Origin of the sequence: Kingella sp. (in: b-proteobacteria), from assembly GCF_030527935.1 — a bacterium.
Classification (GTDB): Bacteria; Pseudomonadota; Gammaproteobacteria; order Burkholderiales; family Neisseriaceae; genus Kingella_B.
Window position 1 is genome coordinate 37,567 of sequence record NZ_JAUMZV010000005.1, and the last position, 23,288, is coordinate 60,854.

Annotated in this window: 23 protein-coding genes, 3 tRNA genes and 1 pseudogene; 13 read left to right on the top strand and 14 right to left on the bottom strand. The window is 52.2% G+C overall.

Translation table 11 applies throughout. From position 1 onward, the window contains the following. Positions 1-44 precede the first annotated feature (44 nt). Positions 45-1,577, bottom strand: coding sequence for an iron ABC transporter permease (locus tag Q4A85_RS02630; RefSeq protein ID WP_303107614.1), 1,533 nt, complete (start codon positions 1,575-1,577; stop codon positions 45-47). 152 nt (positions 1,578-1,729) lie between these two features. Between Q4A85_RS02630 and Q4A85_RS02635 the strand changes: the two genes are divergently transcribed. After that, positions 1,730-1,800 (top strand) — tRNA-Gly (locus Q4A85_RS02635). 554 nt (positions 1,801-2,354) lie between these two features. Here the strand turns inward: Q4A85_RS02635 and ilvD are convergent. The 10 genes from ilvD to dnaA form a co-directional block, all read right to left on the bottom strand. Next, positions 2,355-4,214, bottom strand: coding sequence for a dihydroxy-acid dehydratase (ilvD, locus tag Q4A85_RS02640; protein ID WP_303107615.1), 1,860 nt, complete (start codon positions 4,212-4,214; stop codon positions 2,355-2,357). A 212-nt stretch (positions 4,215-4,426) separates the two neighbouring features. After that, positions 4,427-5,761 (bottom strand): argininosuccinate synthase, encoded by a 1,335-nt coding sequence (gene argG, locus Q4A85_RS02645; RefSeq protein ID WP_303107617.1) that lies wholly within the window; start codon positions 5,759-5,761, stop codon positions 4,427-4,429. A 77-nt stretch (positions 5,762-5,838) separates the two neighbouring features. Beyond that, positions 5,839-6,426 carry a Holliday junction branch migration protein RuvA gene (ruvA, locus tag Q4A85_RS02650; protein WP_303107618.1) on the bottom strand — a complete coding sequence of 196 codons (588 nt, stop codon included), beginning with the start codon at positions 6,424-6,426 and terminating at the stop codon, positions 5,839-5,841. 269 nt (positions 6,427-6,695) lie between these two features. Then, positions 6,696-7,799, bottom strand: a complete 1,104-nt coding sequence (gene dnaN / locus Q4A85_RS02655) for a DNA polymerase III subunit beta (RefSeq protein ID WP_303107619.1) — start codon at positions 7,797-7,799, stop codon at positions 6,696-6,698. A gap of 56 nt (positions 7,800-7,855) precedes the next feature. Beyond that, entirely contained in the window at positions 7,856-8,194 is a 339-nt protein-coding gene (locus tag Q4A85_RS02660) for a hypothetical protein (protein WP_303107620.1), read from the bottom strand. Between the two features lie 53 nt (positions 8,195-8,247). Beyond that, entirely contained in the window at positions 8,248-8,853 is a 606-nt protein-coding gene (locus tag Q4A85_RS02665) for a hypothetical protein (protein WP_303107621.1), read from the bottom strand. A 3-nt stretch (positions 8,854-8,856) separates the two neighbouring features. Next, positions 8,857-10,035 (bottom strand): hypothetical protein, encoded by a 1,179-nt coding sequence (locus Q4A85_RS02670; protein WP_303107622.1) that lies wholly within the window; start codon positions 10,033-10,035, stop codon positions 8,857-8,859. A 158-nt stretch (positions 10,036-10,193) separates the two neighbouring features. Next, a complete protein-coding gene (locus tag Q4A85_RS02675; RefSeq protein ID WP_303107623.1) occupies positions 10,194-10,721 on the bottom strand; it encodes a hypothetical protein in 528 nt (175 codons plus the stop codon). A gap of 81 nt (positions 10,722-10,802) precedes the next feature. After that, positions 10,803-11,291 carry a hypothetical protein gene (locus Q4A85_RS02680; protein WP_303107624.1) on the bottom strand — a complete coding sequence of 163 codons (489 nt, stop codon included), beginning with the start codon at positions 11,289-11,291 and terminating at the stop codon, positions 10,803-10,805. Positions 11,292-11,311: 20 nt separating this feature from the next. After that, positions 11,312-12,964 (bottom strand): chromosomal replication initiator protein DnaA, encoded by a 1,653-nt coding sequence (gene dnaA, locus Q4A85_RS02685; protein WP_303107625.1) that lies wholly within the window; start codon positions 12,962-12,964, stop codon positions 11,312-11,314. A 208-nt stretch (positions 12,965-13,172) separates the two neighbouring features. Here dnaA and Q4A85_RS02690 point away from each other — a divergent pair, with 208 nt between their 5' ends. The 7 genes from Q4A85_RS02690 (at position 13,173) to yidC (ending at position 18,117) form a co-directional block, all read left to right on the top strand. Continuing rightward, positions 13,173-14,024 (top strand): SPFH domain-containing protein, encoded by an 852-nt coding sequence (locus Q4A85_RS02690; RefSeq protein WP_303107626.1) that lies wholly within the window; start codon positions 13,173-13,175, stop codon positions 14,022-14,024. Between the two features lie 143 nt (positions 14,025-14,167). Beyond that, on the top strand, positions 14,168-14,791 hold the full coding sequence (locus Q4A85_RS02695) for a hypothetical protein (protein ID WP_303107627.1): 624 nt from the start codon (positions 14,168-14,170) through the stop codon (positions 14,789-14,791). Positions 14,792-14,846: 55 nt separating this feature from the next. Next, positions 14,847-15,383, top strand: a complete 537-nt coding sequence (locus tag Q4A85_RS02700) for a hypothetical protein (protein WP_303107628.1) — start codon at positions 14,847-14,849, stop codon at positions 15,381-15,383. Between the two features lie 137 nt (positions 15,384-15,520). After that, positions 15,521-15,655, top strand: a complete 135-nt coding sequence (gene rpmH, locus Q4A85_RS02705) for a 50S ribosomal protein L34 (protein WP_002214728.1) — start codon at positions 15,521-15,523, stop codon at positions 15,653-15,655. Further along, a complete protein-coding gene (rnpA, locus tag Q4A85_RS02710; protein WP_303107629.1) occupies positions 15,656-16,003 on the top strand; it encodes a ribonuclease P protein component in 348 nt (115 codons plus the stop codon). It begins immediately after the preceding gene. A gap of 170 nt (positions 16,004-16,173) precedes the next feature. Continuing rightward, complete coding sequence (yidD, locus tag Q4A85_RS02715; RefSeq protein WP_303107667.1) at positions 16,174-16,395, top strand: membrane protein insertion efficiency factor YidD; 222 nt, start codon at positions 16,174-16,176, stop codon at positions 16,393-16,395. A gap of 15 nt (positions 16,396-16,410) precedes the next feature. Further along, positions 16,411-18,117 (top strand): membrane protein insertase YidC, encoded by a 1,707-nt coding sequence (gene yidC / locus Q4A85_RS02720; protein ID WP_303107630.1) that lies wholly within the window; start codon positions 16,411-16,413, stop codon positions 18,115-18,117. A gap of 349 nt (positions 18,118-18,466) precedes the next feature. Here the strand turns inward: yidC and Q4A85_RS02725 are convergent, their stop codons facing one another. Next, a complete protein-coding gene (locus Q4A85_RS02725; protein WP_303107631.1) occupies positions 18,467-19,111 on the bottom strand; it encodes an isochorismatase family protein in 645 nt (214 codons plus the stop codon). Positions 19,112-19,184: 73 nt separating this feature from the next. Continuing rightward, positions 19,185-19,316, bottom strand: a complete 132-nt coding sequence (locus tag Q4A85_RS02730; protein ID WP_303107632.1) for a hypothetical protein — start codon at positions 19,314-19,316, stop codon at positions 19,185-19,187. A 155-nt stretch (positions 19,317-19,471) separates the two neighbouring features. Between Q4A85_RS02730 and Q4A85_RS02735 the strand changes: the two genes are divergently transcribed. From Q4A85_RS02735 to Q4A85_RS02745, 3 genes and pseudogenes are all read left to right on the top strand, one after another. After that, positions 19,472-20,299, top strand: a complete 828-nt coding sequence (locus Q4A85_RS02735; protein ID WP_303107633.1) for a hypothetical protein — start codon at positions 19,472-19,474, stop codon at positions 20,297-20,299. Positions 20,300-20,410: 111 nt separating this feature from the next. Beyond that, positions 20,411-21,055, top strand: coding sequence for a YdcF family protein (locus tag Q4A85_RS02740; RefSeq protein WP_303107634.1), 645 nt, complete (start codon positions 20,411-20,413; stop codon positions 21,053-21,055). Between the two features lie 149 nt (positions 21,056-21,204). After that, positions 21,205-21,399, top strand: a pseudogene (locus Q4A85_RS02745) (hypothetical protein); the annotation flags it as partial. 44 nt (positions 21,400-21,443) lie between these two features. Here Q4A85_RS02745 and Q4A85_RS02750 read toward each other — a convergent pair. After that, positions 21,444-22,619, bottom strand: a complete 1,176-nt coding sequence (locus Q4A85_RS02750) for an efflux RND transporter periplasmic adaptor subunit (RefSeq protein ID WP_303107635.1) — start codon at positions 22,617-22,619, stop codon at positions 21,444-21,446. A 275-nt stretch (positions 22,620-22,894) separates the two neighbouring features. Between Q4A85_RS02750 and Q4A85_RS02755 the strand changes: the two genes are divergently transcribed. Next, positions 22,895-22,970 (top strand) — tRNA-Val (locus Q4A85_RS02755). Positions 22,971-23,004: 34 nt separating this feature from the next. Beyond that, positions 23,005-23,081 (top strand) — tRNA-Asp (locus tag Q4A85_RS02760). The last annotated feature ends 207 nt before the right edge of the window (positions 23,082-23,288 follow it).

A 23,288-nucleotide genomic window follows, 5' to 3' on the forward strand; every position in this document is an offset into this window, starting at 1 on the left:
GCAGCCGTTTTTAATTGACAAGATGGCGGCATAAAACCGCCGCGTTACGATTTTTCAGGCTGCCTATCGCTGGCATCCAGCACCATAAACACCAGCAAGCTCAATCCCATCAACACCGCCGTCAGCACCAAGGCTTTGTCGTGGTTGGCTGCGCCGACTTTGCCTAGATAGCGGTAAATCAGCGTGGTCAGCGTTGTCCACTCGGGGCGCGACAGGAACAGCGTGGCGGCAAATTCGCCGATGCAGGTGGCGGCGGCAAGCGTTAAGCCACGGCGCAGCGCGGGCAGCAGCAGCGGCAGCGTAACCGCGTAGGCAGTCTGAAAACGGCTTGCGCCTGCCACCCGCGCGGCGGCGATGTAGTTGGCGGGCAGCGCGTCCCAAGCGGATAAAATATCTTTGGTAACAAAGGGATAGGCAAGCAAGGCATACAGCGCAATCAGCATGGGCAAGCTCGCCGAAAAGCTGGGATACAGTAGCAACACGCCAAACGACAAACACACGGGCGACACCATAAACGGCAAAAACGTGAGCGCGCGAATTGCCGCCCATTGACGCGCCGCCGCCGCGTGCAACGCGCCCAACACCGCCGCGCCCGCCACCGCGCAGCCTGAAAACCGCGCCGTGTTCCACAACGCCGATAGCGTGTCTTCATCCCACAACACGCGCCACGCCGCGCCCGCTTGGGCAGCCTGAAACGCAATCGCCAGCAAGGGCAAGGCGCAGCACGCGGCAAGCGTAAACAAGGCAAACGCCAGCAACGCGCGTTCCGCCCACGTTTTCGGCTTTTCAGGCTGCCGCCAGCGCACTTCGGCGGCATCGGCGCGGCGGCTAATTGCGGCATACAACAGCCCTGCCAGCGCGGTTACGCCCAACACCAGCCACACCAACACCGCCGCGTGCGCCATGTCCAGCTCATACGCAATCAGTTGATACACTTCCACTTCCACCGTGGCAAACCGCTGCCCGCCCAGCAGCAACGCCAAGCCAAATCCCGAAAAGCAATACAAAAACACCAAACACGCGCCGCCCGCCAGCCACGCTTTGAGCACAGGCAACTCCACGCGCCAAAATCGTTGCCACGCATTCGCGCCCAGCGTTTGCGCCGCCGCCAAACGGTTGGCAGGCACAGTTGCCAAGCCTTGATACGCCGCGCGAATCATCACAGGCAAATTGAAAAACACATTGCCATACAACAGCAACGCCGCCGTGCCCGACCAGCCGCGCCACAACGCGCCATGCTCGCCAAACAACGCCAGCACGCCCATGCCCGCCACCAGCGTGGGCAAAATAAACGGCAGCATCAGCAACCGCAGCACCCACGCGCGCCCCGCAAACTGCAACCGCGCCAACGCCCACGCAATCGGCACGCCCAGCAGCCCAGTGAGCAGCACGGTGGCGGCAGCCTGAAACACCGTCCATCGGATGCGCTGTTGATAATAGGCATCGCCCAGCATCTCGCCCCACAGCGGCGCAGCGTCTTGATAACCCAGCATCGCCGCCAACGGTGCAACCACCAGCGCACCCAGAAAGGCGAGAATCGGCAGGGCAAGCAAAATGGAAACGATAAAGCGGCGCATGATGGCAAGGGCGGAAACAAATGGGCGAATTGTAGCCTAATTCCTGTTTTCAGGCTGCCTTGGGGGCTGTTGATATTCAATTTTTAGGGCGCGCAAGCTGCCAAAATGTTGATTGTCAATAGCCCATGAGACACAGTATAATGCGCGACTTCGCGGGTGTCGTCTAATGGTAAGACATTAGCTTCCCAAGCTACTGACGTGGGTTCGATTCCCATCACCCGCTTTGTTGATATATTTAAGGCAGCCTGAAACGGGTTTATCTCGTTTTCAGGCTGCCTTTGTTTGGGTGGGCTGCTGTTCAATCCACCTACCACCCCCATCCTAGCCTTCCCCCGCCAGCGGAGGAAGGAACAGATTGCAGAATTTCTAACCAATACTGCTTTCTATCAACAATAATTAAGCCAGCATACTTTTTAGGACACCACCCATACTTTTTAGAGCACCGCCAAGGCTTTTGCAGAAAACCAAAGGCAGCCTGAAAACCAATCTATCCAGTAAACCCGCTTGGCAGAATACCGAGCGGTTTGTTTTTTTCAGGCTGCCTTGATGGTTTAAGGCAGCCTGAAAACCTATTCAATCATTGAACGCGGGCGCGGATGTTGGGCAACCTGAAATGCTCGCCCCGCGCTCCTACGGCTTGCTTGCAAGCCGTGCGCTGGAGAAAGTAGGGTTGAATGCGCGGTGGGTTTGGGGGCGACAACGTTGTCATGTCGTCATAAAAGGCAGCCTGAAAACGTATTTACCCACATTTTCAGGCTGCCTTTTTGTTCACAATGCTTAACGCTCCACTTGGCTCACATCGCGCACCGCGCCTTTATCGGCAGACGTTGCCATGGCGGCATAGGCGCGTAGGGCGGAGGAAACGTATCGCTCGCGGCTTTCGGGCTTCCATGCGCGGCTGCCGCGTGCTTCCATTTCGGCGCGGCGGCGGGCGAGTTCTTCGTCTGACACGGCAAGGTGGATGCGGCGGTTGGGGATGTCTATTTCAATGGTGTCGCCTTCGTGCACCAAGCCGATTGCGCCGCCTTCTGCGGCTTCGGGCGATGCGTGTCCGATGGATAGGCCTGATGTGCCGCCTGAAAAACGCCCGTCGGTGAGCAGGGCGCAGGCTTTGCCCAAGCCTTTGGATTTTAGGTAAGACGTGGGGTACAGCATTTCTTGCATCCCCGGCCCGCCTTTGGGGCCTTCGTAGCGGATGATAACGATGTCGCCCGCCACGATTTGGTTGCCCAAAATGCCGTCCACGGCGGCTTCTTGGCTTTCAAACACGCGGGCGCGTCCTGTGAACTGCCAGATGCTTTCGTCCACGCCTGCGGTTTTCACCACGCAGCCGCGCTCGGCGATGTTGCCAAACAAAACCGCCAAGCCGCCGTCTTGCGAATAGGCGTGTTCGGCATCGCGGATGCAGCCGTTTGCGCGGTCTAAATCCAGCGTTTTCCATAGGCGGCTTTGCGAGAAGGCTTGGGTGCTGCGCACGCCACCTGGGGCGGCTTTGAAGCGTTCTATCGCGGCGGTGTTTTCGGGGTTGGCGATGTCCCATTTGGCGATGGCTTCTTTCAGGCTGCCTGAATGGATGGTCAGCGCATCGGTGTGCAATTTGCCTGCTTTGTCTAGCTCTTTTAGGATGCCGATGATGCCGCCTGCGCGGTGCACGTCTTCCATGTAGTAGTCATGATTATTCGGCGCGGTTTTGCACAGGCAGGGCACGATGCGGCTTAGGCGGTCAATATCCGCCATTTTGAAGTCCACGCCTGCTTCTTGGGCAACGGCGAGCAAGTGCAAAATGGTGTTGGTGCTGCCGCCCATGGCGATGTCCATGGTCATGGCGTTTTCAAAGGCTTGCTTGGTGGCGATGCTGCGCGGCAGCACGGAATAGTCGTTTTGCCCGTAATGGCGTTTGGTGATGTCTACAATCAGCCGTCCTGCTTCTAAAAACAGTTCTTTGCGAAAGGCGTGGGTGGCGAGCAGCGAGCCGTTGCCCGGTAGCGACAAGCCTAGGGCTTCGGTTAGGCAGTTCATGGAGTTGGCGGTGAACATTCCTGAACACGAGCCGCAAGTGGGGCAGGCGTTTTGTTCAATTTCGGAGATGGCGGCATCGGAAACGTTGTCGTCTGCCGCGTCAATCATCGCGTCCACCAAGTCCAAGCGGCGGCTGCCGGCAATGTTAATCGCGCCGACCACTTTGCCCGCTTCCATCGGCCCGCCCGATACGAAAATGGTGGGGATATTCAGGCGCATCGCCGCCATCAGCATCCCTGGCGTGATTTTGTCGCAGTTGGAAATGCACACCAGCGCATCGGCGCAATGGGCGTTGACCATGTATTCCACGCTGTCGGCGATTAAATCGCGGCTGGGCAGGGAATACAGCATCCCGCTGTGTCCCATGGCGATGCCGTCGTCCACGGCGATAGTGTTAAATTCTTTGGCAATAGCTCCTGCTTTTTCAATTTCGCGGGCAACGAGCTGCCCCATGTTGTGCAGGTGCACATGACCCGGCACGAATTGGGTGAACGAGTTGGCAATGGCGATGATGGGTTTGCCAAAGTCGCTGTCGGCAACGCCTGTGGCACGCCAAAGCGCGCGCGCGCCTGCCATGTTGCGTCCGTGGGTGGATGTTTTGGAGCGGTAGTCGGGCATGGTTGTGTTCCTTGTTTGTGTAGTGTGGTTAAGGTGGGTTTTCAGGCTGCCTTATTGTTGGGAAAGGCAGCCTGAAAACTATGAATGGGCTGATTGGCAGAATATCAGCGAGCTGCCGATGCGCCATCGGTTGCGTATTGGGTTAAAGATGACAGCCTGAAAACAAGCGCAGCGCGTTTCGGCAAAGCCAAAACGAGTAAAACTAACCCGCTTTACTCGCCGCCCGGCTTGGGTATGGCTGCGCCTGCGTCCAGCTGCAACAAGCCTGTTTGCGCGTAAATGCTGAGTTTGGCGCGGCTGTCGGCGATGTCTAGGTTGCGCATGGTGAGCTGTCCGATGCGGTCGGCGGGAGTAAAGGCAGCGTTTTCTACTTTTTCCATGCTTAAATTTTCGGGCTGGTAGGTGAGATGGGGGCTTTCGGTGTTCAAGATGGAGTAGTCGTTGCCGCGCCGCAGTTCTAGGGTTACTTCGCCTGTGATGGCGCGGGCCACCCAGCGTTGGGCGGCTTCGCGCAGCATCAGGGCTTGGCTGTCAAACCAGCGTCCTTGATACAGCAATCTGCCCAAGCGCAAGCCATTGATGCGGTATTGTTCTATGGTGTCTTCGTTGTGGATGCCTGTGAGCAGGCGTTCGTAGGCGATGTGGAGCAATGCCATGGCGGGGGCTTCGTAGATGCCGCGCGATTTGGCTTCAATGATGCGGTTTTCAATTTGGTCGCTCATGCCCAGCCCGTGTCGCCCGCCGATGCGGTTGGCTTCTAAAAAGAGTTCCACCGCGTTGGCAAAGGTTTTGCCGTTAAGGGCTACGGGTTCGCCTGCTTCAAAGCGCACGGACACGGTTTCGGTTGCGATGGCAACGTTTTCATCCCAAAACGCTACGCCCATAATCGGCTGCACGATGTGGATGCCTGAATTAAGGAACTCTAAATCTTTGGCTTCGTGGGTTGCGCCGAGCATATTGCTGTCGGTGGAATAGGCTTTTTCTACCGACATTTTGTAGTCAAAGCCGTGGGCGATTAGGTATTTGGACATTTCTTCGCGCCCGCCCAACTCGTCGATAAAGGCTTGGTCTAGCCACGGTTTGTAGATTTTGAGCGCGGGGTTGGTGAGCAAGCCGTAGCGGTAGAAGCGTTCTATGTCGTTGCCTTTATAAGTGCTGCCGTCGCCCCAAATGTTGACATCGTCTTCTTTCATGGCGGCAACCAAAGCCGTGCCTGTTACCGCGCGCCCAAGCGGGGTGGTGTTGAAATAGGGCACGCCGCCTGTGGATACATGAAACGCGCCGCTTTGGATGGCGGTTATGCCTTCGTGGGCAAGCTGGGCGCGGCAGTCTATCAGGCGGGCAGATGCTGCGCCGTATTCCAAGGCTTTACGCGGGATGGCTTCGTAGTCGGATTCATCGGGCTGCCCTAGGTTGGCGGTGTAGGCGTGGGGCGTTGCGCCTTTGTGCTTCATCCACAGCAGGGCGGCGGAAGTGTCCAGTCCGCCCGAAAAGGCGATGCCGACTTTTTGGTTGATGGGGAGCGATTGGAGAATGATGTGGGTCATGGTGTGTTCCTTTGGTTGGGTGGGGGAAGGGGTGGTTTCAGGCTGCCTTGGGGCAACCGATTAGGCAGCCTGAAAAATCACTTCATCAAATTTTTCAACGCCAAGCGCACGCCTTCGCTTACGTCCACATCGGCAGCGATGCCTTTGGTGGCGGCGCGGGCTTCGCGTTCGTTGTAGCCCAGCGCAAGCAGGGTGCTGACAATGTCTTCGCTGGCATCGGGCGTGGCGGCGGGGGCGAATAAGCCTGTGGTATCGCCGCTGGCGGGGGCGAGTTTGCCGCGCAGCTCCAAAATCATGCGCTCGGCGGTTTTTTTGCCGATACCGGGGGCGGCGGATAGGCGTTTGATGTCTTCTTGCGCGATGGCGGCGGCGAGTTCATCGGCACTAAGCGCGGAGAGTATGCCCAGTGCGGTTTTCGCGCCAATGCCGCTGACTTTGAGCAGCTGGCGAAAGGTGGCGCGTTCGGCTTTGTTGGCAAAGCCAAACAGCAAATGGGCATCTTCGCGCACAATCAGCTGGGTGTGGATGTGGACGGTTTCGCCAACGTTGGGCAGTTGGTAAAAGGTTTGCATGGAGACTTCCAGCTCGTAGCCAATGCCGTTTACGTCTAGGGTGATTTGCGGGGGGTGTTTTTCGGTGAGTTTGCCTGTTAGGTGGGTAATCATGGGTGGGTTTTTGGGGGTGGTGTGCGATGTTGATAGGGGGTGGTGTCCTAAAAAATATGCTGTACCGCTGTTAGGGCGGGGGTGGTAGGTTAAACAGCCACCCCCATCCTAGCCTTCCCCCGCCAGCGGGAGAAGGAACAGATTGCATCATTTTTCATCTTTGCTGCGGGTCAGCATCAACTAACCAGCATACTTTTTAGAACACCACCGATTACTTTTCAGGCTGCCTTATCTGCGCACGATAGGCAGCCTGAAACGAATAACCACGATTAAATGCGCATCGGCATCACAATGTATTTGAACTCGGGGTTATTGGGGATGGTAAACAGCGTGGAGCGGTTGGCATCGCCAAAGGCGATTTGGATGTCGTCGCTGGTTACGCTGCGCAGCACGTCCATCAAGAATTGGATGTTGAAGCCCACTTCCAACGCTTCGCCCGCATAGGCGATTTCCAATTCTTCGCTGGCTTCTTCTTGCTCGCTGTTGCTGCACGTTATTTTCAGGCTGCCTGCGGCTAATTGCAGGCGCACGCCACGGAATTTTTCGTTTGCCAAAATGGCGGAGCGTTCCAGCGCGCCCAGCAGCGTGGTGCGGTTGATGACGAAGATTTTGTCGTTATCCAGCGGAATCACGCGGTTGTAGTCGGGGAATTTGCCGTCTATCACTTTGCTGATAATAGTCGTGTCGCCGCATTGGAAGCGCACTTGGTTGTCCAGCAGTTCAATGTGGATGGCTTCTTTGGGCTGGTTGAGCAGTTTCACCAGTTCCAACACGGTTTTGCGCGGCAAAATCACTTCTTGCTTGGCAAGCTCGGCTTCAATGCTGGTGCTGGCGTAGGCAAGGCGATGCCCATCGGTGGCGACAAGGCGAAGCTGGTTGCCTTCCACTTGCAGCAGCAATCCGTTGAGATAATAGCGAATATCTTGCACCGCCATGCTGGATTGCACTTTGCTAATCATGTTTTTCAGCGTTTCTTGCGGCAGGGCAAATTGGGTGCGGGTGGTTTCGCTGATGTTCATGGTGGGGAAATCAACGGGCGGCAGGGTTTGCAAATTAAAGCGCGATTTGCCTGCTTTGAGCGTGAGCTTGTGGTCTTCCAAATCCAGCTGCACATGGGCGTTTTCGGGCAGGGCGCGTAGGATGTCTTGCAGCTTTTTGGCGTTGGTGGTGAGCTGAAAATCGCCGCTGTCGTTGTCTGCGCCTTGGGTGTGGATTTGGATTTCTAGGTCGGTGGCGAGAATGTGCACTTTGCTGCCTTTGCTTTCCAGCAACACGTTGGCGAGAATGGGCAGCGTGTGCTTGCGCTCCACAATGCCTGTGGCGGTTTGCAAGGGTTTGAGCAGCGCGTCGCGTTCGGTTTGGAGAATTAACATGATGGGTTCCTTGTGTTGAGATGTTGAAAAAAGGGGGATTATGGGTTTCAGGCTGCCTATTCGGGCGGCGGGCGGTGTTTATCGGTTAGGCTTTGCAGCCATGTGAAAAAGGCGGCGTAAATCAGCGGGCTAATCAGCAGGTTGTCGATGGTGTGTTCGCGCAGCATATAGTTTGCGCCAAAAATGCCGATGAATGTGCCCAGCGCGTATAAAGGCAGCCTGAATTTGCCTGCGTGGCGGGTGTTGTTGTCCCACATTGTCCAAAAGGGCATCACCAGCAGGCAGATAACGCCGAGCGTGTACCATTCTTGGTTGGTGATTTCGCCGTCTAGCGCGGAAAAAATCAGCATAACGATGGCGATGATGATTAGGGGTTTGAGTTTTTTGGTAGGCATAAGGTTAAACAAATGAGATAACACGCAAATTGCAATCCAAAAATCCACATAAACTATTTTTTGTTAATTTCCACATATTCATCCCGCTTTCCTTTTTTAACTTTGGCGCATAGCTTATCGTTACCACATCGCACAACATCAGACTGCATAATTAACCGCGCAGTATCCGCTTCCACCTTATTTCGCGAAATCACCTGAGCATAATAGTAAGACAACAAACCACCACCAATTACAAAAAAGATTAACCCCAGCCCAGCCAATAAATACATCTTAAAAATAAATTTTTTGGTATCCGATTTAAGCTGCGTTACCTGTTTTTCTGCTTCATTAGCTGCATGAGTAATGGATTTTCTAGATTCTTCCAAGTCTTCCACATAAGAACGCGTTACACCCGATAACTCATTTTTAATAAAATCAGTAATAGATTTTTCCTGCCAATCTACTGCGCTGCGTAGATTTTGCTGAAATGAATCAGCTATTGCTTCGCTTTGTTGCTGAAAGTTCATTAACAAATTTGCTGTATCATCCACCAACTTGCCAGCACTATCCATCACTTCCTGAATATCATAAATATTTATTTTCTCGTTATACTCATCATCTTCATCAAAATCATCAGCAACGGCAGCATACGATTCGTCATATTCATCATAATTATCCATAAATCACACTCCTATCTGCGTTCTTATCATAGCAACATGCCGAGCTGGCTCATTATCCACCATCTCTTGCTGTTGTTTTGCTTGTTCAGCTTTGGCTTGCTCAGCTTTGGCTTGCTCTGCTTGCTGTTTTTCTCTTGCTGCGCGTTCCCCTGCCACTCTTTGTTCCGCCTCCACCAATCTTTGTTGCGCCGCTGGGCTGATAAGCTCATTAAGCATTTGGTCAATAGCCGCTTGGTCGCCAGAATTAAGCACTTCGGACGCATGGCGATACCGAGCCGCCTGCTCTTGCATCCGCGCCAAAATAGGATGGGGTTTAGAACGATGACGCGCCGTTTGCACGGTTGGCTCATCAGAATTTAAGCTGTGAGACTGAACCGCTTTATCTTTTTCCTGGATGGTTTTAATGGCAGTATTTGAATTAAAGAATAAAGATAAAATTTCATCATATTCTTTGCGTTCCTGCCCTTGTCGTTTCGTAGGCAGTTTTAGCGGATTTTCAAGAATATGCTCCCATTCTTTTCGCAACGGATTGTTAGGGCTGGATTTATTGAAGGCAATAATGATTTCAGCACCCTCCAAAGCACGCGGGCGGTCTCTTTCAAGATACCCACCAAGTGAATCTATATGCCGATAAACATCGTTTAAACTATGATGCCTTCCGTGTTTTATCGCACGAACAACGGCTCTCCCTGCAACTTCATTTTGATTAAATGCTTTGCTCGTAACAGCCAATAGCCGTATTTTGTCATCACGACTACTATTTTGATATAAGGGCGTTTGCGTTAGGGGTGTAAAAACATTTTTATTTATATTGGCAATTTGTTTTACATCTAATGAATGCGTAAACGCAATACCCGCATCCGATGCCAAAAAAGCATCTACCGCAGGGCGGATTTTGGGATGAAGCGGTTTGCCATTTTCTCTGTTAATTTCGTTTCCTTTTCGTGATAGCTCCTTGATAAACGATTCTATTTCATTTTCTTGGAATTTTAATTCAGGACGATGCTGAGTAGTCCAACTCTGTGTAGCACGGAGTAAATATCTAGCCGTCTCTTCATTTGGGAGACGGTGCTGTCCAAAATCATTTTGCAGCATACCGATGGTGTAGCCACTATTCCCAGCAGGTTTTATTTCTGTTACCACTCCATTTTTATCTTTTGTTTCATCACCCGCAATGGACAAATGATATGCTTTATGCTTTTTCCATGCTCCCAGCCTCTGTTGCTGCGCCAACACCAAAAAAGGCAATCGCAAAAAATTCATTGTCTGAAATTAAATTATTTGTAGCCATTTAAAACTTACTCCTTCAAGTATTTTGAGTTTGACTAATAAAAAATTATTCATTGACAGTGCATTTTTTGAACTGGCGGTATATAATTTTTTTTATATATTTTATATAATACAAATGGATTGTCTTTGGTTTCTTTCCTCTGCTCTTTTGTTAGAACTGAATATTTGGGGTTGTGATACCTTAATATAACTTTCCTTTTTTTTACCAAAAACTTAAATTCTGGACTATATTTCGGGCAAGCATAAATATCATTAGTCTCACTTGTGCTGCATTCTCTTATGAATAATTTACCATGCCGAATTTTGCCTTTAACACGCCCCCAATCGCCTCCTTGCCCCTTAGAGGCACCAGCATTAAAATATCCTGTAACAGTATCTTTTTTTTGTTTTAATTTATAGGAATGGTAGGCTCGGAATGAACAAAAATCCGCAATAGATTCCCATTCTCCTGAAAAATCAGGAATTTTCTCTTTCTGTTTCGCGCATACTTGCAAAGCAAATAACAGGCTTATCGTTACAAATACTATTTTCTTAAAATTTATCATATCTCCTCCACGCACCCAAAAAAGTAATTGCATAAAACTCATTTTCTGAAATTAAATTATTTGAAGCTATTTAATACTTACTCCTTCAATATTTAGAGGTATATATAATAAAAATCATCCAACACAACGCATTTTTTGAACAGGAGGGATAAATTTTTTTTCATTTTTAAAATTTTTATATAGCATATAAGGTTCTTCTTCATAATCCTCCACTTTTGATAAGTACTTTTTATTGTCATATTTTAACAAAATCGTCCCTTTCTTTACTAAAAAATTAAAAGTGGGACTGTATTTTGGGCAAGAAAAAATATCATCTGCACCCCGCATACTGCATATTTGTATAAATAATTTACCATGGCGAATTTTACCTTTAACACGCCCCCAGTCTGCTCCTTGTCCCAAAGATTCGCTACTCTCGAAGTATCCTGTAACGGTATCCTTTTTTTGTTTTAATTTATATGAATGATAGGATTGGAACGAACAAAAATCCGCAGCAGATTCCCAATGTCCCGAGAAATCAGGAATTTTCTCTTTCTGTTTTGCATATATTGGTGAAGCAAATAGCAAACCTATTGCAATTATCAATATATTTTTCAATCTCATGGCTTTCCTTTTTTCTCAACCTAATGCTGTATCACAATCAACAATTTCTCATAATCCTGCTTCAAATCAGGCTCTTCCTGCCGCAGTTTGGCGATGGTTTTCACCGCGTGCATTACGGTGGTGTGGTCGCGCCCGCCAAATGCGTCGCCAATGGCGGGCAGGCTTAGGTTGGTAAGCTCTTTGGTAATCGCCATGGCGATTTGGCGCGGGCGGGCAAGGTTGCGGCTGCGTTTTTTACCCAAAATATCGCGGATGCTGATGTGGTAATGGTCGGCAACGGCTTTCATAATCAGTTCAACGGTAATCGGCTTGTAGTTGCTGGCAACGATGTCTTGCAGCGCATCGGTGGCAAGGTCTATGTCAATGGTGCTGGCTTTGCTGAATCGGCAACGCGCAATCACGCGATTTAACGCGCCTTCTAGCTCGCGTACGTTTTGTTTGACGTTTTGCGCGATAAAGGTGGCGGCATCTTCTTCCAGCATGATGCCTGCGGCTTGGGCTTTGCGCTCCAAAATGTCCACGCGCATTTCCAGTTCGGGCGGTTCTAGGCGGATGGTCATGCCCCATGAAAAGCGGGATACAAGGCGTTTGTCCATCGCTTCTAGGCTGCTGGGCAATTGGTCGCAGGTTAGGATGATTTGCTGGTCGCGCGAGTGGAAGTGTTCAAACAAAAAGAAAAACTCTTCCATGGTGCGGTCTTTGCCTGAGATAAATTGAATATCGTCAATAATCAACAGGTTGTAGTGCAAATATTGTTGTTTGAATGTATCCCATGTTTTGTTGCGCACGGTCGCCATAAAGGTTTTTAGGTATTCGTCCGAGTGCATATAGCGCACTTTGGCTTTGGGGTTGAGCCGCAGCAATTCGTTGCCAATGGCTTGCACCAAGTGGGTTTTGCCCAAACCTGTGCTGCCATACACGAAAAACGGGTTATACATGCTGTCACCCGGTTTTTCGGCGATGCTTTTGGCTACGTTGGCGGCAAGCTGGTTGCCCTTGCCTTCCACCAGCGTGTCAAAGGTGTAATCTGGCGATAGGTTGGTTTGATGCAGGCGTTGCTCGGCGGCTTCGCGGGCTTGCTCGGCGGCGATGGCGGAAGGTTTGCCCGCTGCGGCGTTTTCAGGCTGCCTATTGTGCTCGGCAGGCTTGCTGGGGCGCAGGTTGCTCATGCGCTCGGCTAGGATATCTTGCGCGCTTTTGTTGCTGCGGGCGGGCGCGGAAGATGGCGCGGGCTGGGATGCGGGCGCGGTTGTGGTCTGCGCTGCGCTGAAATTGGCATCGTTGGTTTGGGCGGTGCGGGTTGTGGCTTCGTTGCCGCTCGCAGTTTTCAGGCTGCCTAATGCGGGCGCGGGGTTGTGCGCGGGACTGGCTGTGCCAATCGGCGCATCAACCAAGGCATCCGCAGGCACATCTGCCATCGCCACGCGCTCGCCTACGCCCGCTTGAAACAGCAATTCGGGCGCATCGGGCGCAATCAGCGCGGCGGCTTCGCGGATTTTGTTGGCGTATTGAGTGCGCAATAGATTTGCCGCAAATTGCGTTTTGGCAAACAGCACCCACGCGCCATTTTGCTCGCCCACGGTAATCGGCGCGATGTAGTTGGAAAATTGTTGTTCGGAAAGCTCGGATTGCAACAGAGCAAGGCATTGAGACCAAAATTCAGAAACACGCATGGGACGACTTTAATACGTTGTGGATATGTTGGTTATTATACCGCAAATTTTTGTTAAGACCGCGCCATTGTGGATAACATTATCCACAAGCAATAGGGCGCGAGTTTGCTGTTGCAGCAAGCCAGCAAAATCATAAAAATCCTTTAAAAATCAATCATTTTATATTATAATCTCGCCCATTTTCAACCGCTTTGAAGGAGCACGCACCATGGGGCAATCCAATAGCCAAAAATACACGATGCCATACCTAAACGGCTTTACCGCCGCCATCCTTTTGCTGGTCGCGTTTTTGTTTGTGGCGATGCTGGTGGTTGCCAGCGGCGGCAAAGCATTTGGCATTTTGCTGCTGCCCGTGGTGTATGGTTTTACGCGCTTTCGCGTGGTGCAGCCCAACACCGCTTTGGTGGGCACGCTGTTTGGGAAATATGCGGGGATTTTGCCCAAATCGGGCTTTTTTTGGCTGCCGCCGTTTTACAGCACCATCAGCGTGTCGCTCAAAACAGGCAACTACGTTACCGCCACGCTGAAAGTAAACGATGCTTCTGGCACGCCAATTGAGATAGCGGCGGCGATTGTGTACCACATTGACAACCCCGCCGCAGCGGTGCTGGATGTGGAAAACGCGCATGATTTTTTGCAAGTGCAAAGCGAAGGCGCGTTGCGGGCGTTGGCAACGCATCATCCTTATACCAACGATGGCTCGGCAGATAGCTTAACGGGGCATTCGGACAAAATTTTGGAGCAATTTCGCCGCATGGTGCAGGAGCGGGTGGAAATCGCGGGCATCAGCATTGATGAAACACGCTTCACCCATCTAGCCTACGCGCCCGAAATAGCCCAAGCCATGCTGCGCCGCCAGCAAGCCGAAGCGGTGATTTTAGCGCGACAAACGCTGGTGCGCGGGGCGATTGGCATGGTGGCGGGCACGGTGGTGGAATTGCAAAAACGCGGCATTGTGAACATGACCGAACCCGAAAAAGCCAAGCTCGTTACCAGTATGATGACGGTGCTGCTTTCCGAAGAGAATGCTTCGCCTGTGTTGAATGTGAGCGGGGATTAAAAATTAGAACCTGTATTCACTATTTTCATAGGTAGATTTGATGACATAAAAGCGCGGATACAAGGCAAAAAGCACAGCAAGGTTGGACACCTTGCGAGCATTTTTAACGCGGTAGCCGCGCTTTTAGGGCATAAAAGATGCTTATGAAGATAGTGAATACAGGCTCTTACTTTTTCAGGCTGCCTATCCCGCGCAAAAGGCAGCCTGAAAACAGAAAGAATGCCATGCCAGTAAACCCCAACCATTACGATGCCCTGCTCACCTACGCGCGATTATTGAGCGAATTGCAATCGGGCGAGCCTGAAATCTCGTGGCAAAAAATCACGCCGATTAGCCCAAAAAACCACCAGAAAACGTGGCAGCATTTGCTTCTCATTGTTTGGCTTGTGGTATTGACACCGTTGGTATTGTTTTTGGATTTTCAGTACAACCACACCCTTTCGTTTTCCATGTTATTTATGGCAGCAATGTTTTTCTTAATCATTTTGGTGTTCATAACAGAATTGCCTGATGTTATCTGCATTTTGCGCGCCCCAATCGGCGGTATGCAGCCTGAAAACTTTACGCTCTATTTCTGGCGCACACCCCAAGGCAAGTACAGCTATTATCCCAAAAACACATTAGGAACCCATTGCGACAAATACCTGCCCGATTGGGACAGCTTCACGCTGGCAGATTGGCAAGCCCTGCTTCCCGATGCGCCCAACCCCGAAGCATTGCAGCAGTTAATCCATGCCATTAAGCAGCGGTTAGCCGAAGATGAATAGCCATTTTCAGGCAGCCTGAAAACCATTTCGCTCTCACTTATAAGGAATAATCCCCATGCCCAGCCCGCTCACCCAAGACACCCCATTCGCCGAATTGCGCTACGCCGTGCAAGCAGGCGCAAACGAAATCACATGGCAAAAGCGCACACCCATTAGCAACAATGAACGCAACCACGCCATGCGCCTGAAAAAACTGTTTGCTTATACGCTGCCCATACCGCTGCTGCTTACCATTCTTGTTTACTTTATCGACCCCATGTTATTTTTTGACAAAGGCACATTGTTTTTGCCCACCGTGTTACTGTTTGGCTGTTACAACATCATCTCTCCACTTTCCACGCTATGGCTTACCAAACGCTACAACCGCGTATTGGATTTGCCCACAAACACGCCACAGCCCGCAACTTATTATGTGCGCTTTAAAGGCAGTCGCGACAATACAAAAGGCTTAACCGTTGTTCGTGGCGTAGCTTTGCGGCTGGATTACACCACATTTACCCAGCGCGACTGGCAAACCGTACTCCCCACCGCCGCGCCCGATGAAGTGCAACAGCTCAGCCAAATGATTATCCAACGGCTCAATGATCAATAGCATTTTCAGGCTGCCCAAACCCACGCAAAAGGCAGCCTGAAACGCCGCAATCCGCTTATTTCGTTTGACAAATCGCGCCAAAACAGGTTTAATGCGCCGTTTATTTTTCCCACCCCATTTGATATTAGGAAACCAACATGAAACGCACTTATCAACCTTCCGTTACCAAACGCAAACGCACCCACGGCTTTTTGGTGCGCTCCAAAACACGCGGTGGCCGCGCCGTTTTGGCGGCACGCCGTGCCAAAGGTCGCAAACGTTTGGCTGTGTAATTGGCTTATCGCTTTGGCAAAGCCTATCGGCTGCTCACAACGGAAGAGTTCTCTTCCGTTTTTGCGTTAAGAAAACAGCGTTCGCGCAGCTTTTTGGCGGTGCTGCAATCGGAAAACAACACGCTGGGGCACGCGCGATTGGGCTTGGTGGTCGGCAAAAAAGCCGCCAAACGGGCAAACAAACGCAATTACATGAAACGTGTGATACGCGAATGGTTCAGGCTGCATCAAAGCGCGTTGCCCGCCAAAGATTTTGTGGTGCGCGTGCGCGTGATGTTTGAGCGCGAGCAGTATCACGAAGTCTGCAAGCAGTTGGCAGAATTGATGTTACCACGCGAATGCAAGTAAGTTTAGGCAGCCTGAAAGCACGATTTTAGCTCCGCAGAAGCTCGTGAACTCGCTTTCAGGCTGCCTAATCGCGCGTTAAGTGGTGTGCATTTGTAAACGCCTCGTTTTGCCGCTTAGATTTACCCAACCCGTCTCTATATATAATTGCTCACTCCCATAGGCAGCCTGAAATTCATTCCATGTTCCGCAAACTCCTACTCGCGCTGATTCGCTTTTATCAACTCTGCATCAGCCCGCTTATCCCGCCGCGCTGCCGCTATACGCCCACTTGTTCGCAATACGCGATTGAAGCCGTAAGCAAATATGGCGCAATCAAAGGCGGCTGGCTCACGCTCAAACGGCTTGCCCGTTGCCACCCTTGGGGCGGCTGCGGTTACGACCCCGTCCCCTAGTTTTAGGAAACTTTCATGCAACAGCAAAACCCATCCGAATTTAAACGTATGCTGGCGACCGCCGCTGTGGCGATTGTCTTTATGATGGCTTGGCAACACTTCTTCCCCGCTGCCCAGCCGCAACCGCAGCAAGCCGCGCAGCAACAAACCGCCGCGCAGCCGAAAGCCGCCCCATTGGGCGCAACAGAGCCCGTGAGCGTGGAAACCGACACCGTTAAAGCCACGATAGACGAAAAATCAGGCGATTTGCGCGGCTTAATCCTGCAACACTACGATGCCACCCACGACACCGCCCAACGCTTCACCCTGCTGGCAGACGGCAAACCGCTCACCTACATCGTCCAATCCAACTTGGTGGATGCCAACGGCAACAATATTTTGGCGAACGCCAATTTTCAGGCTGCCGCCAAATCGCAAACGCTAAACGGCGACAAATTGGAAGTGCGCCTATCCGCCCCCGCGCAAAACGGCGTGCAAGTAGACAAGGTTTACACCTTTACCAAGGGCAGCTATTTGGTGAACGTGCGCTTTGATGTGAAAAACACCAGCGGCCAAGCGGTGAAGCTCGGCACGTCGTACCAAGTCGTGCGCGACAACAGCAAGCCCGCAGGCGAAGGCTGGTTCACCAGCAGCTATGTTGGTCCAATTGTTTACACCCCCGATGCCGATGCCTTCCAAAAAGTGCAATTTGCCACTCTAGACAAAGACTTTGACGCAGGCAAAGACACCGCCGAATACCAACGCAAAGCATCAGGCGGCTATGTGGGCATGATTCAGCATTACTTCGTTTCCGCATGGATTATGCAGCCTGAAAACGGCGCAAACCTGTGCACAGGCGGCGCGTGCACCATCGGCATCAAACGCCTGCCCAGCAACTTATACAGCGCAGGCGTAAACACCGCCGTGGTGGACATCCCCGCAGGCGGCAGCAAAACTTTCGCCGCCAACCTATACGCCGGCCCGCAAGTAACCAGCATCCTGAAAACCATCGCCCCCAAATTTGAACTCACCAAAGACTACGGGCGCGTGCATATTTTCGCTTCGCCGCTGTTTGCCTTGCTCAACTGGCTACACGGCATCATCGGCAACTGGGGCTGGGCAATCATCGTGCTGACCTTGATTGTAAAAACCATCCTGTTCCCGCTCAACCAAAAAGCCTACAAATCCATGGCAAAAATGCGCGCCGTGCAGCCCAAAATGGACGCATTGAAGAAAAAATACCCCAACCCCGAAGACCGCATGGCGATGCAACAAGAGCTGATGAAGCTCTACCGCGATGAGAAAATCAACCCGCTGGGCGGCTGCTTGCCGATGCTGATTCAAATGCCGATTTTCATCGGGCTATATTGGATGATTTTCCTATCGGTGGAGCTGCGCCAAGCACCATGGATGGGCTGGATTCACGACCTATCGCGCCCCGACCCATTCTATATTTTGCCGATTTTGATGGCGGCAACCATGTGGTTCCAAACCAAACTGAGCCCGCCACCCAGCGACCCCGCGCAGGCGCAAATGATGAAAATCATGCCGCTGATATTCTCCATCATGTTCTTCTTCTTCCCTGCCGCGCTGGTGCTGTATTATGTGGTGAACAACTTGCTCACCATCTCCCAGCAATGGCTGATTAACCGCCAAACCGCCAACGCTGCCACCGCAGGCGGTGCGCCCAAGGTGGAAGTGCTGGACAAAGAGCCAGCGAAAAAGGATAAAAAGAAAAAATAGCGCGAATATGTTTTCAGGCTGCCTTATCGTGAACGATGGGCAGCCTGAAATGTTTTGCGGGATGTGCATATAGGTTCTGACGGCATAGGCAGCCTGAAAATGGAGTGGCGATGGCTCGCCGCCAAACTGCTTATCAAACATCGCATGACTGGTTTGCCAAGATGTCAGCGAGCCGCCGACGCTCCATCGGTTACAGGTTTTGCAAAGGTTTCGGTCTGAAAACTTGGCGCAACCTGAGTAGGTCGGGCATTGATGCCCGACAAACGCCAATCTTTTTATCTCATTTAACACGCTACAACAAAACGTCGGGCATCAATGCCCGACCTACACCCCCCATTTTCAGGCTGCCTTAATCCACACCATTCCCCCGTAAATACGCCGCCATCGCCGCCGCGTCATCCAACACCACCGCGCCCGCCACCTGCATTTCGCGCCACGCTGTTGCCACCGTGTCCGCTGCGATGCCACGGCACGCCGCGCGGTTCACCAGCACTTGCCAATCGCCGCCGCGCAAAAGCTGCAACACCGTGGTTTTCACGCAATAATCCGTTGCCAAGCCGCCCACCAGCAGCACCGTTGCGCCCTTGTCGCGCAGCCATTCAATCAGGCCTGTGCTCAATTTTTCCGCCAAATCGTGATAACACGCGCCGTAGGGGTGCATATCGGGTTCAATGCCTTTCCACACGCAAAAATCGTAGGCGGTAATTGGCGGCAATTCGTCCAATAGTTCAAAACCTTGCGTGCCAACGATGGCGTGCGCCACCCAAGTTTCGCGCGCGTTGGGCAACTCTGTGCGGCGCAGTTGCTCGGCGTGGCTGGGGCAAATCCATTGCGCGGCGGGGCTGTGCGCGTCTTTGCTCATCACGCGAAGCTGGGCAAGCCGCGCTTGGGCGTTGAGTTCCGCTGCTATCCAATGCCCTTCGCGCACGGGCAATTCGGCGGGGCACAGCGGGGTGAAGGTTTTTTGCGCGTCAATGTCAAGGGAAACAATCATGGCATTCCTTGCTGTTGATGGTTTTCAGGCTGCTTAAATCAGTGTGAACAGGCAGCCTGAAAGCCATTTTGTGTTACACAAATTCGGTCAAGTGTTCTGCGCTCACGCCTGTGGCGGGGTCTATGCCCAAATCGTCGCTGTCGCCCGATGACGCGCAGCCTGCCAACGCCAAACCCGTCAGCATAATCAGTAACCATTTTTTCATAGTGCTATCCTTGTGCGAAGTGAGAAAAGCCGCGATTGTAGCACAACACGGTTTTCAGGCTGCCTATGCCCGCGCTGCGCCCATCCGCCCAAGCAATCATTGCGCATCGCCCCTTGTTTTGCCACAATAACCCATCTCGTTAAGGCAGCCTGAAAATGTACCGTGTATTCCTGTTGATGACCGCCCTGCTCCTATCCGCCTGCGCCACCGAATGGCACGTTCGCCAGCACGAAAACGGCAAAGCCGCGCTGCGCCTGCAAAGCGTGCGCAACAGCACGCTGCCTGAAAATGGTTTAGTCTTCATCCAGCCCAGCGATTTGCGCGCGGGCGATATTTTGTTCTCCGCCGAAGGCAGCATCCGCTCGCTGGGCATTCGCGTATTCAGCAACGCCGCCGTGAGCCATTCGTTTATCTATTTGGGCGACGGCAACATCGCCGAAGCCGTGGGCAGCGGCACACGCATCCGCCCGCTCGCCGACGCGCTCAAAGAAACCAATCTCACCGTTGCCTTTCGCCGCCCCGATTTAACCGATAACGACATCCAAGCCATCATCGCCTTTGCCGAAGAGAAAAACGGCAGCGGCTACAACCATCTGGGCATCGCGCTGCAAGCCCCGTTCTCCATCGCCCGCAACGCCTGCGAATTGCCCGTTATCCCCCGCGCCGTGCGCCATTTGTGCCTGAACGCGCTCGCCACCATCACCGTGCCATCGCTGGGCAACAAGCGGCTGTTTTGTTCGCAATTTGTGATAGAAGCCTTTAACCGCGCAGGCAAGCCGCTCACCACCGCGCGACCGCAATGGGTGGACCCATCCGACATCCTGCATCTGCGCGAAGATGACATCGCCACCATCGCCCCCGTTGCCAAGCTGCACTACATCGGGCATCTGCAATGCACGCCATCGCTGTGGAATGCCAGTTGCCAAGCGCAGTCCAAGCCATCCGCCCCGCCGCAGAATAGTTTTCAGGCTGCCCTACCCTGATGCAGCCTGAAACCCTTAAATACCCGCAATCCATAACGCAACCCTGTTGACCACACATTTGGCGACAAACCATCTCCTCCCCTTGCAGATTTCAGGCTGCCCCCAAAAACCATGCCCAGCCCCAAACCCACCCTGCGCTATCTGCGCTACGGCTTCCTACTCAGCATCCTAAGCATTCTCGCCCTGCAAGCATGGTGCGCATGGCAAGTCTATCAATACGCCCACGCCCCTGCCGAGCTGCCCAAACACGCCGATGCCGCCGTAGTACTCGGCGCAGCCGCATGGGGTGACAAGCCATCGCCCGTGTTCCGCGAACGCATCAACCACGCCATCGCGCTGTATCAATCCGAGCGCGTAGAAAAACTCATCTTCACAGGCGGTACGCGCAAAGAAGGCTACCCCAGCGAAGGCGAAGTCGCCCGCAAATTCGCCATCAAACAAGGCATCCCCAGCCACGACATCATCTACGAAACCCGCTCCAAAGACACCTATCAAAACCTTGTCAACACCCGACTGCTGATGCAAAAACACAAGCTGCACCACGTCATCATCGTCAGCGACCCCTACCACATGGCGCGCGCCACCGCCATCGCCCAAGACCTTGGCATCCCCGCCATCCCATCGCCCACCCCCACCAGCCGCTACACCGAAGCATCCGAGCAAGCCCGCTGGAAATTCTTTATCCAAGAGAGCTACTCGCTGTTTATCTATCGCCTGCTGCACGCAGGGCGCACCGTGTTGGATTGGGTAGATTAGGCAGCCTGAAAACATCAAACCGGTTAGCATCATGCCAAACGGTTTTTGCGGGATGGCTGGCGTTTCAGGCTGCCTGAATGTTGGCATCCAGATATAGTCGTTTTACACAGTCTTATACAAGGCAGCGAGCCAACGCTGTATAAGGCGGTGTGAAACGGCTATACATTTGTTCCGGCAACGGTAGCGAGCACAAAGGCGCAGCCCATCATACGTTTGGCGTTGCCTGTTTTGAGAACAGCGTCAATCAAAAGTTTACCCGCTCCACCCGTCCGCAAACCAACGTCAAAGCCGAAAGGGTAATCCGAATGATTATGGAAATGTGGCACAACAAAAAAGCAGCCTGAAAACGGTATAAACCCATTTTCAGGCTGCCTCAATCATGCCCACATTATCGCGGTGGCCCTGCCATTTCTTTTTCCACCGCCGCCGCTTTCTCATCCGCCCCCATTTCCGACATCACCACCTTATCGCCCTCATTCAAGCCCGATTTCACTTCCGTATTCATGCTGTCTTTCAAGCCCGTTTGAATTTCCTTGTCCACCGCCTGATTGTTCGCCCCCAGCACGCGCACAAATTTTTTGCCATCTTTGGTTTTAATCGCCACAGTCGGCACCACCAACACATTATCCACCGACGCAATTTCCACCGTGTTTTGCGTGGTCATACCAATCGCCAGCTTGCCCTCGGGGTTGGGCACCGTCGCCCGCGCAAAGTAATAAATCGCGCTAGAAGTCGTGTCGGTAGATTTGCTGTATGAACCCTGCGACATTGTGGTCAAACCAGGGTCTACGCTGTCCAATTTCGCGCTAATCGGCGTATCAGGCTCAGACAAAATCGTAAAATTCACCGTTTGCCCCGCTTTCACCTTGGTCGCATCGCCCTCTGCAATTTGCATTTTGTTGGTCATGCTCGTCAAATCCGCAATCTGCACCACAGTAGGCGAAGTTTGGCTGGAATTGATGGTTTGCCCTTGCTCCACCACCAGCGAAACCACCGTGCCAGCCGAAGGCGCAGTAATCCGCGTGTAGCCTAAATTCTTTTCCGCCGTGTTAATCGCAATTTGCGTTTGGCGGATGGATGATTGCAACTCTTTGATTTTTGCGCGATTAGTTGCCAAGCTGTCTTCCGTGGCCTCAAATTCCTCTTTGGAAACCGCATCCGCGCTGGCTAACGATTTATAACGGCTGTATTTGCGTTGCGCGATTTTCAACGCCACCTGCGCCGATTCCAACTGCGCCTGATAGGTTTGCAACTGCGCCTTGCGCGTGTTTACCTCGTTCACTTGGGTAACATCGTCAATTTCCGCAATCAAATCGCCTTCTTTCACAATATCGCCGATTTTAACGTGCATCTTTTTGATTTGCCCCGACACCTGCGCGCCCACGTCCACCAAATTCGTTGCCGCAATCTCGCCCGTAGCCGACACCGTTTGCGCGATTTTGCCGCGCTTCACTTCTTCGGTGATGAAGCTGGCTTCATTTTTTGGCTGCATTTTTTGATAAGCAAACCAACCCAAGCCCCCCAATACCAGCAACGCGGCAAACCATTTAATCACTTTTTTCATAAAATTTTTGCGTGTAATAAAAAAGATAGCGCATCATAAAGGATAAACCGCCCAAATCCAAGCAGCCGCGCCTTTGCTGCAACAGCAAATATTTGAAAACAAGGCAAAATTGTTGGGCGCGTTTACACAAATTTTCAGGCAGCCTGAAAACGGTTTGTAATAAAATTACCAATATAAACAAACAAATATTAACGAGTGTAAAAATTTTGCAAATAAATGCCTTGCGCAGCTTAAGGAAAACTGGTTTAATTCGCGCTTTCGCAACACAGCGATGCGGGTGATTAGCTCAGTTGGTAGAGCGTCTGCCTTACAAGCAGAATGTCGGCGGTTCGACTCCGTCATCACCCACCAGTTTTGGCAGGTGCTTTAACGGCAGTTGTCATGCGCGGTGGTAGCTCAGTTGGTTAGAGTACCGGCCTGTCACGCCGGTGGTCGCGGGTTCGAGCCCCGTCCACCGCGCCAAAAATTTCATCAAGTTTCATCATGTATCCTTTCGTAAATCCTTTGGTTTGATTTAAACCTGTATAACTCTTTGGTCTCCTTTCCCAAAGAGTTATTTTTTTGCCTATAAGGCAGCCTGAAAACGCAATTATCTGTTTTATAAAAAATAAATAGCAAGACAACGCGCAGCCTAAGGCAGCCTGAAAGCTAAAATCTGCTTTCCCCCGT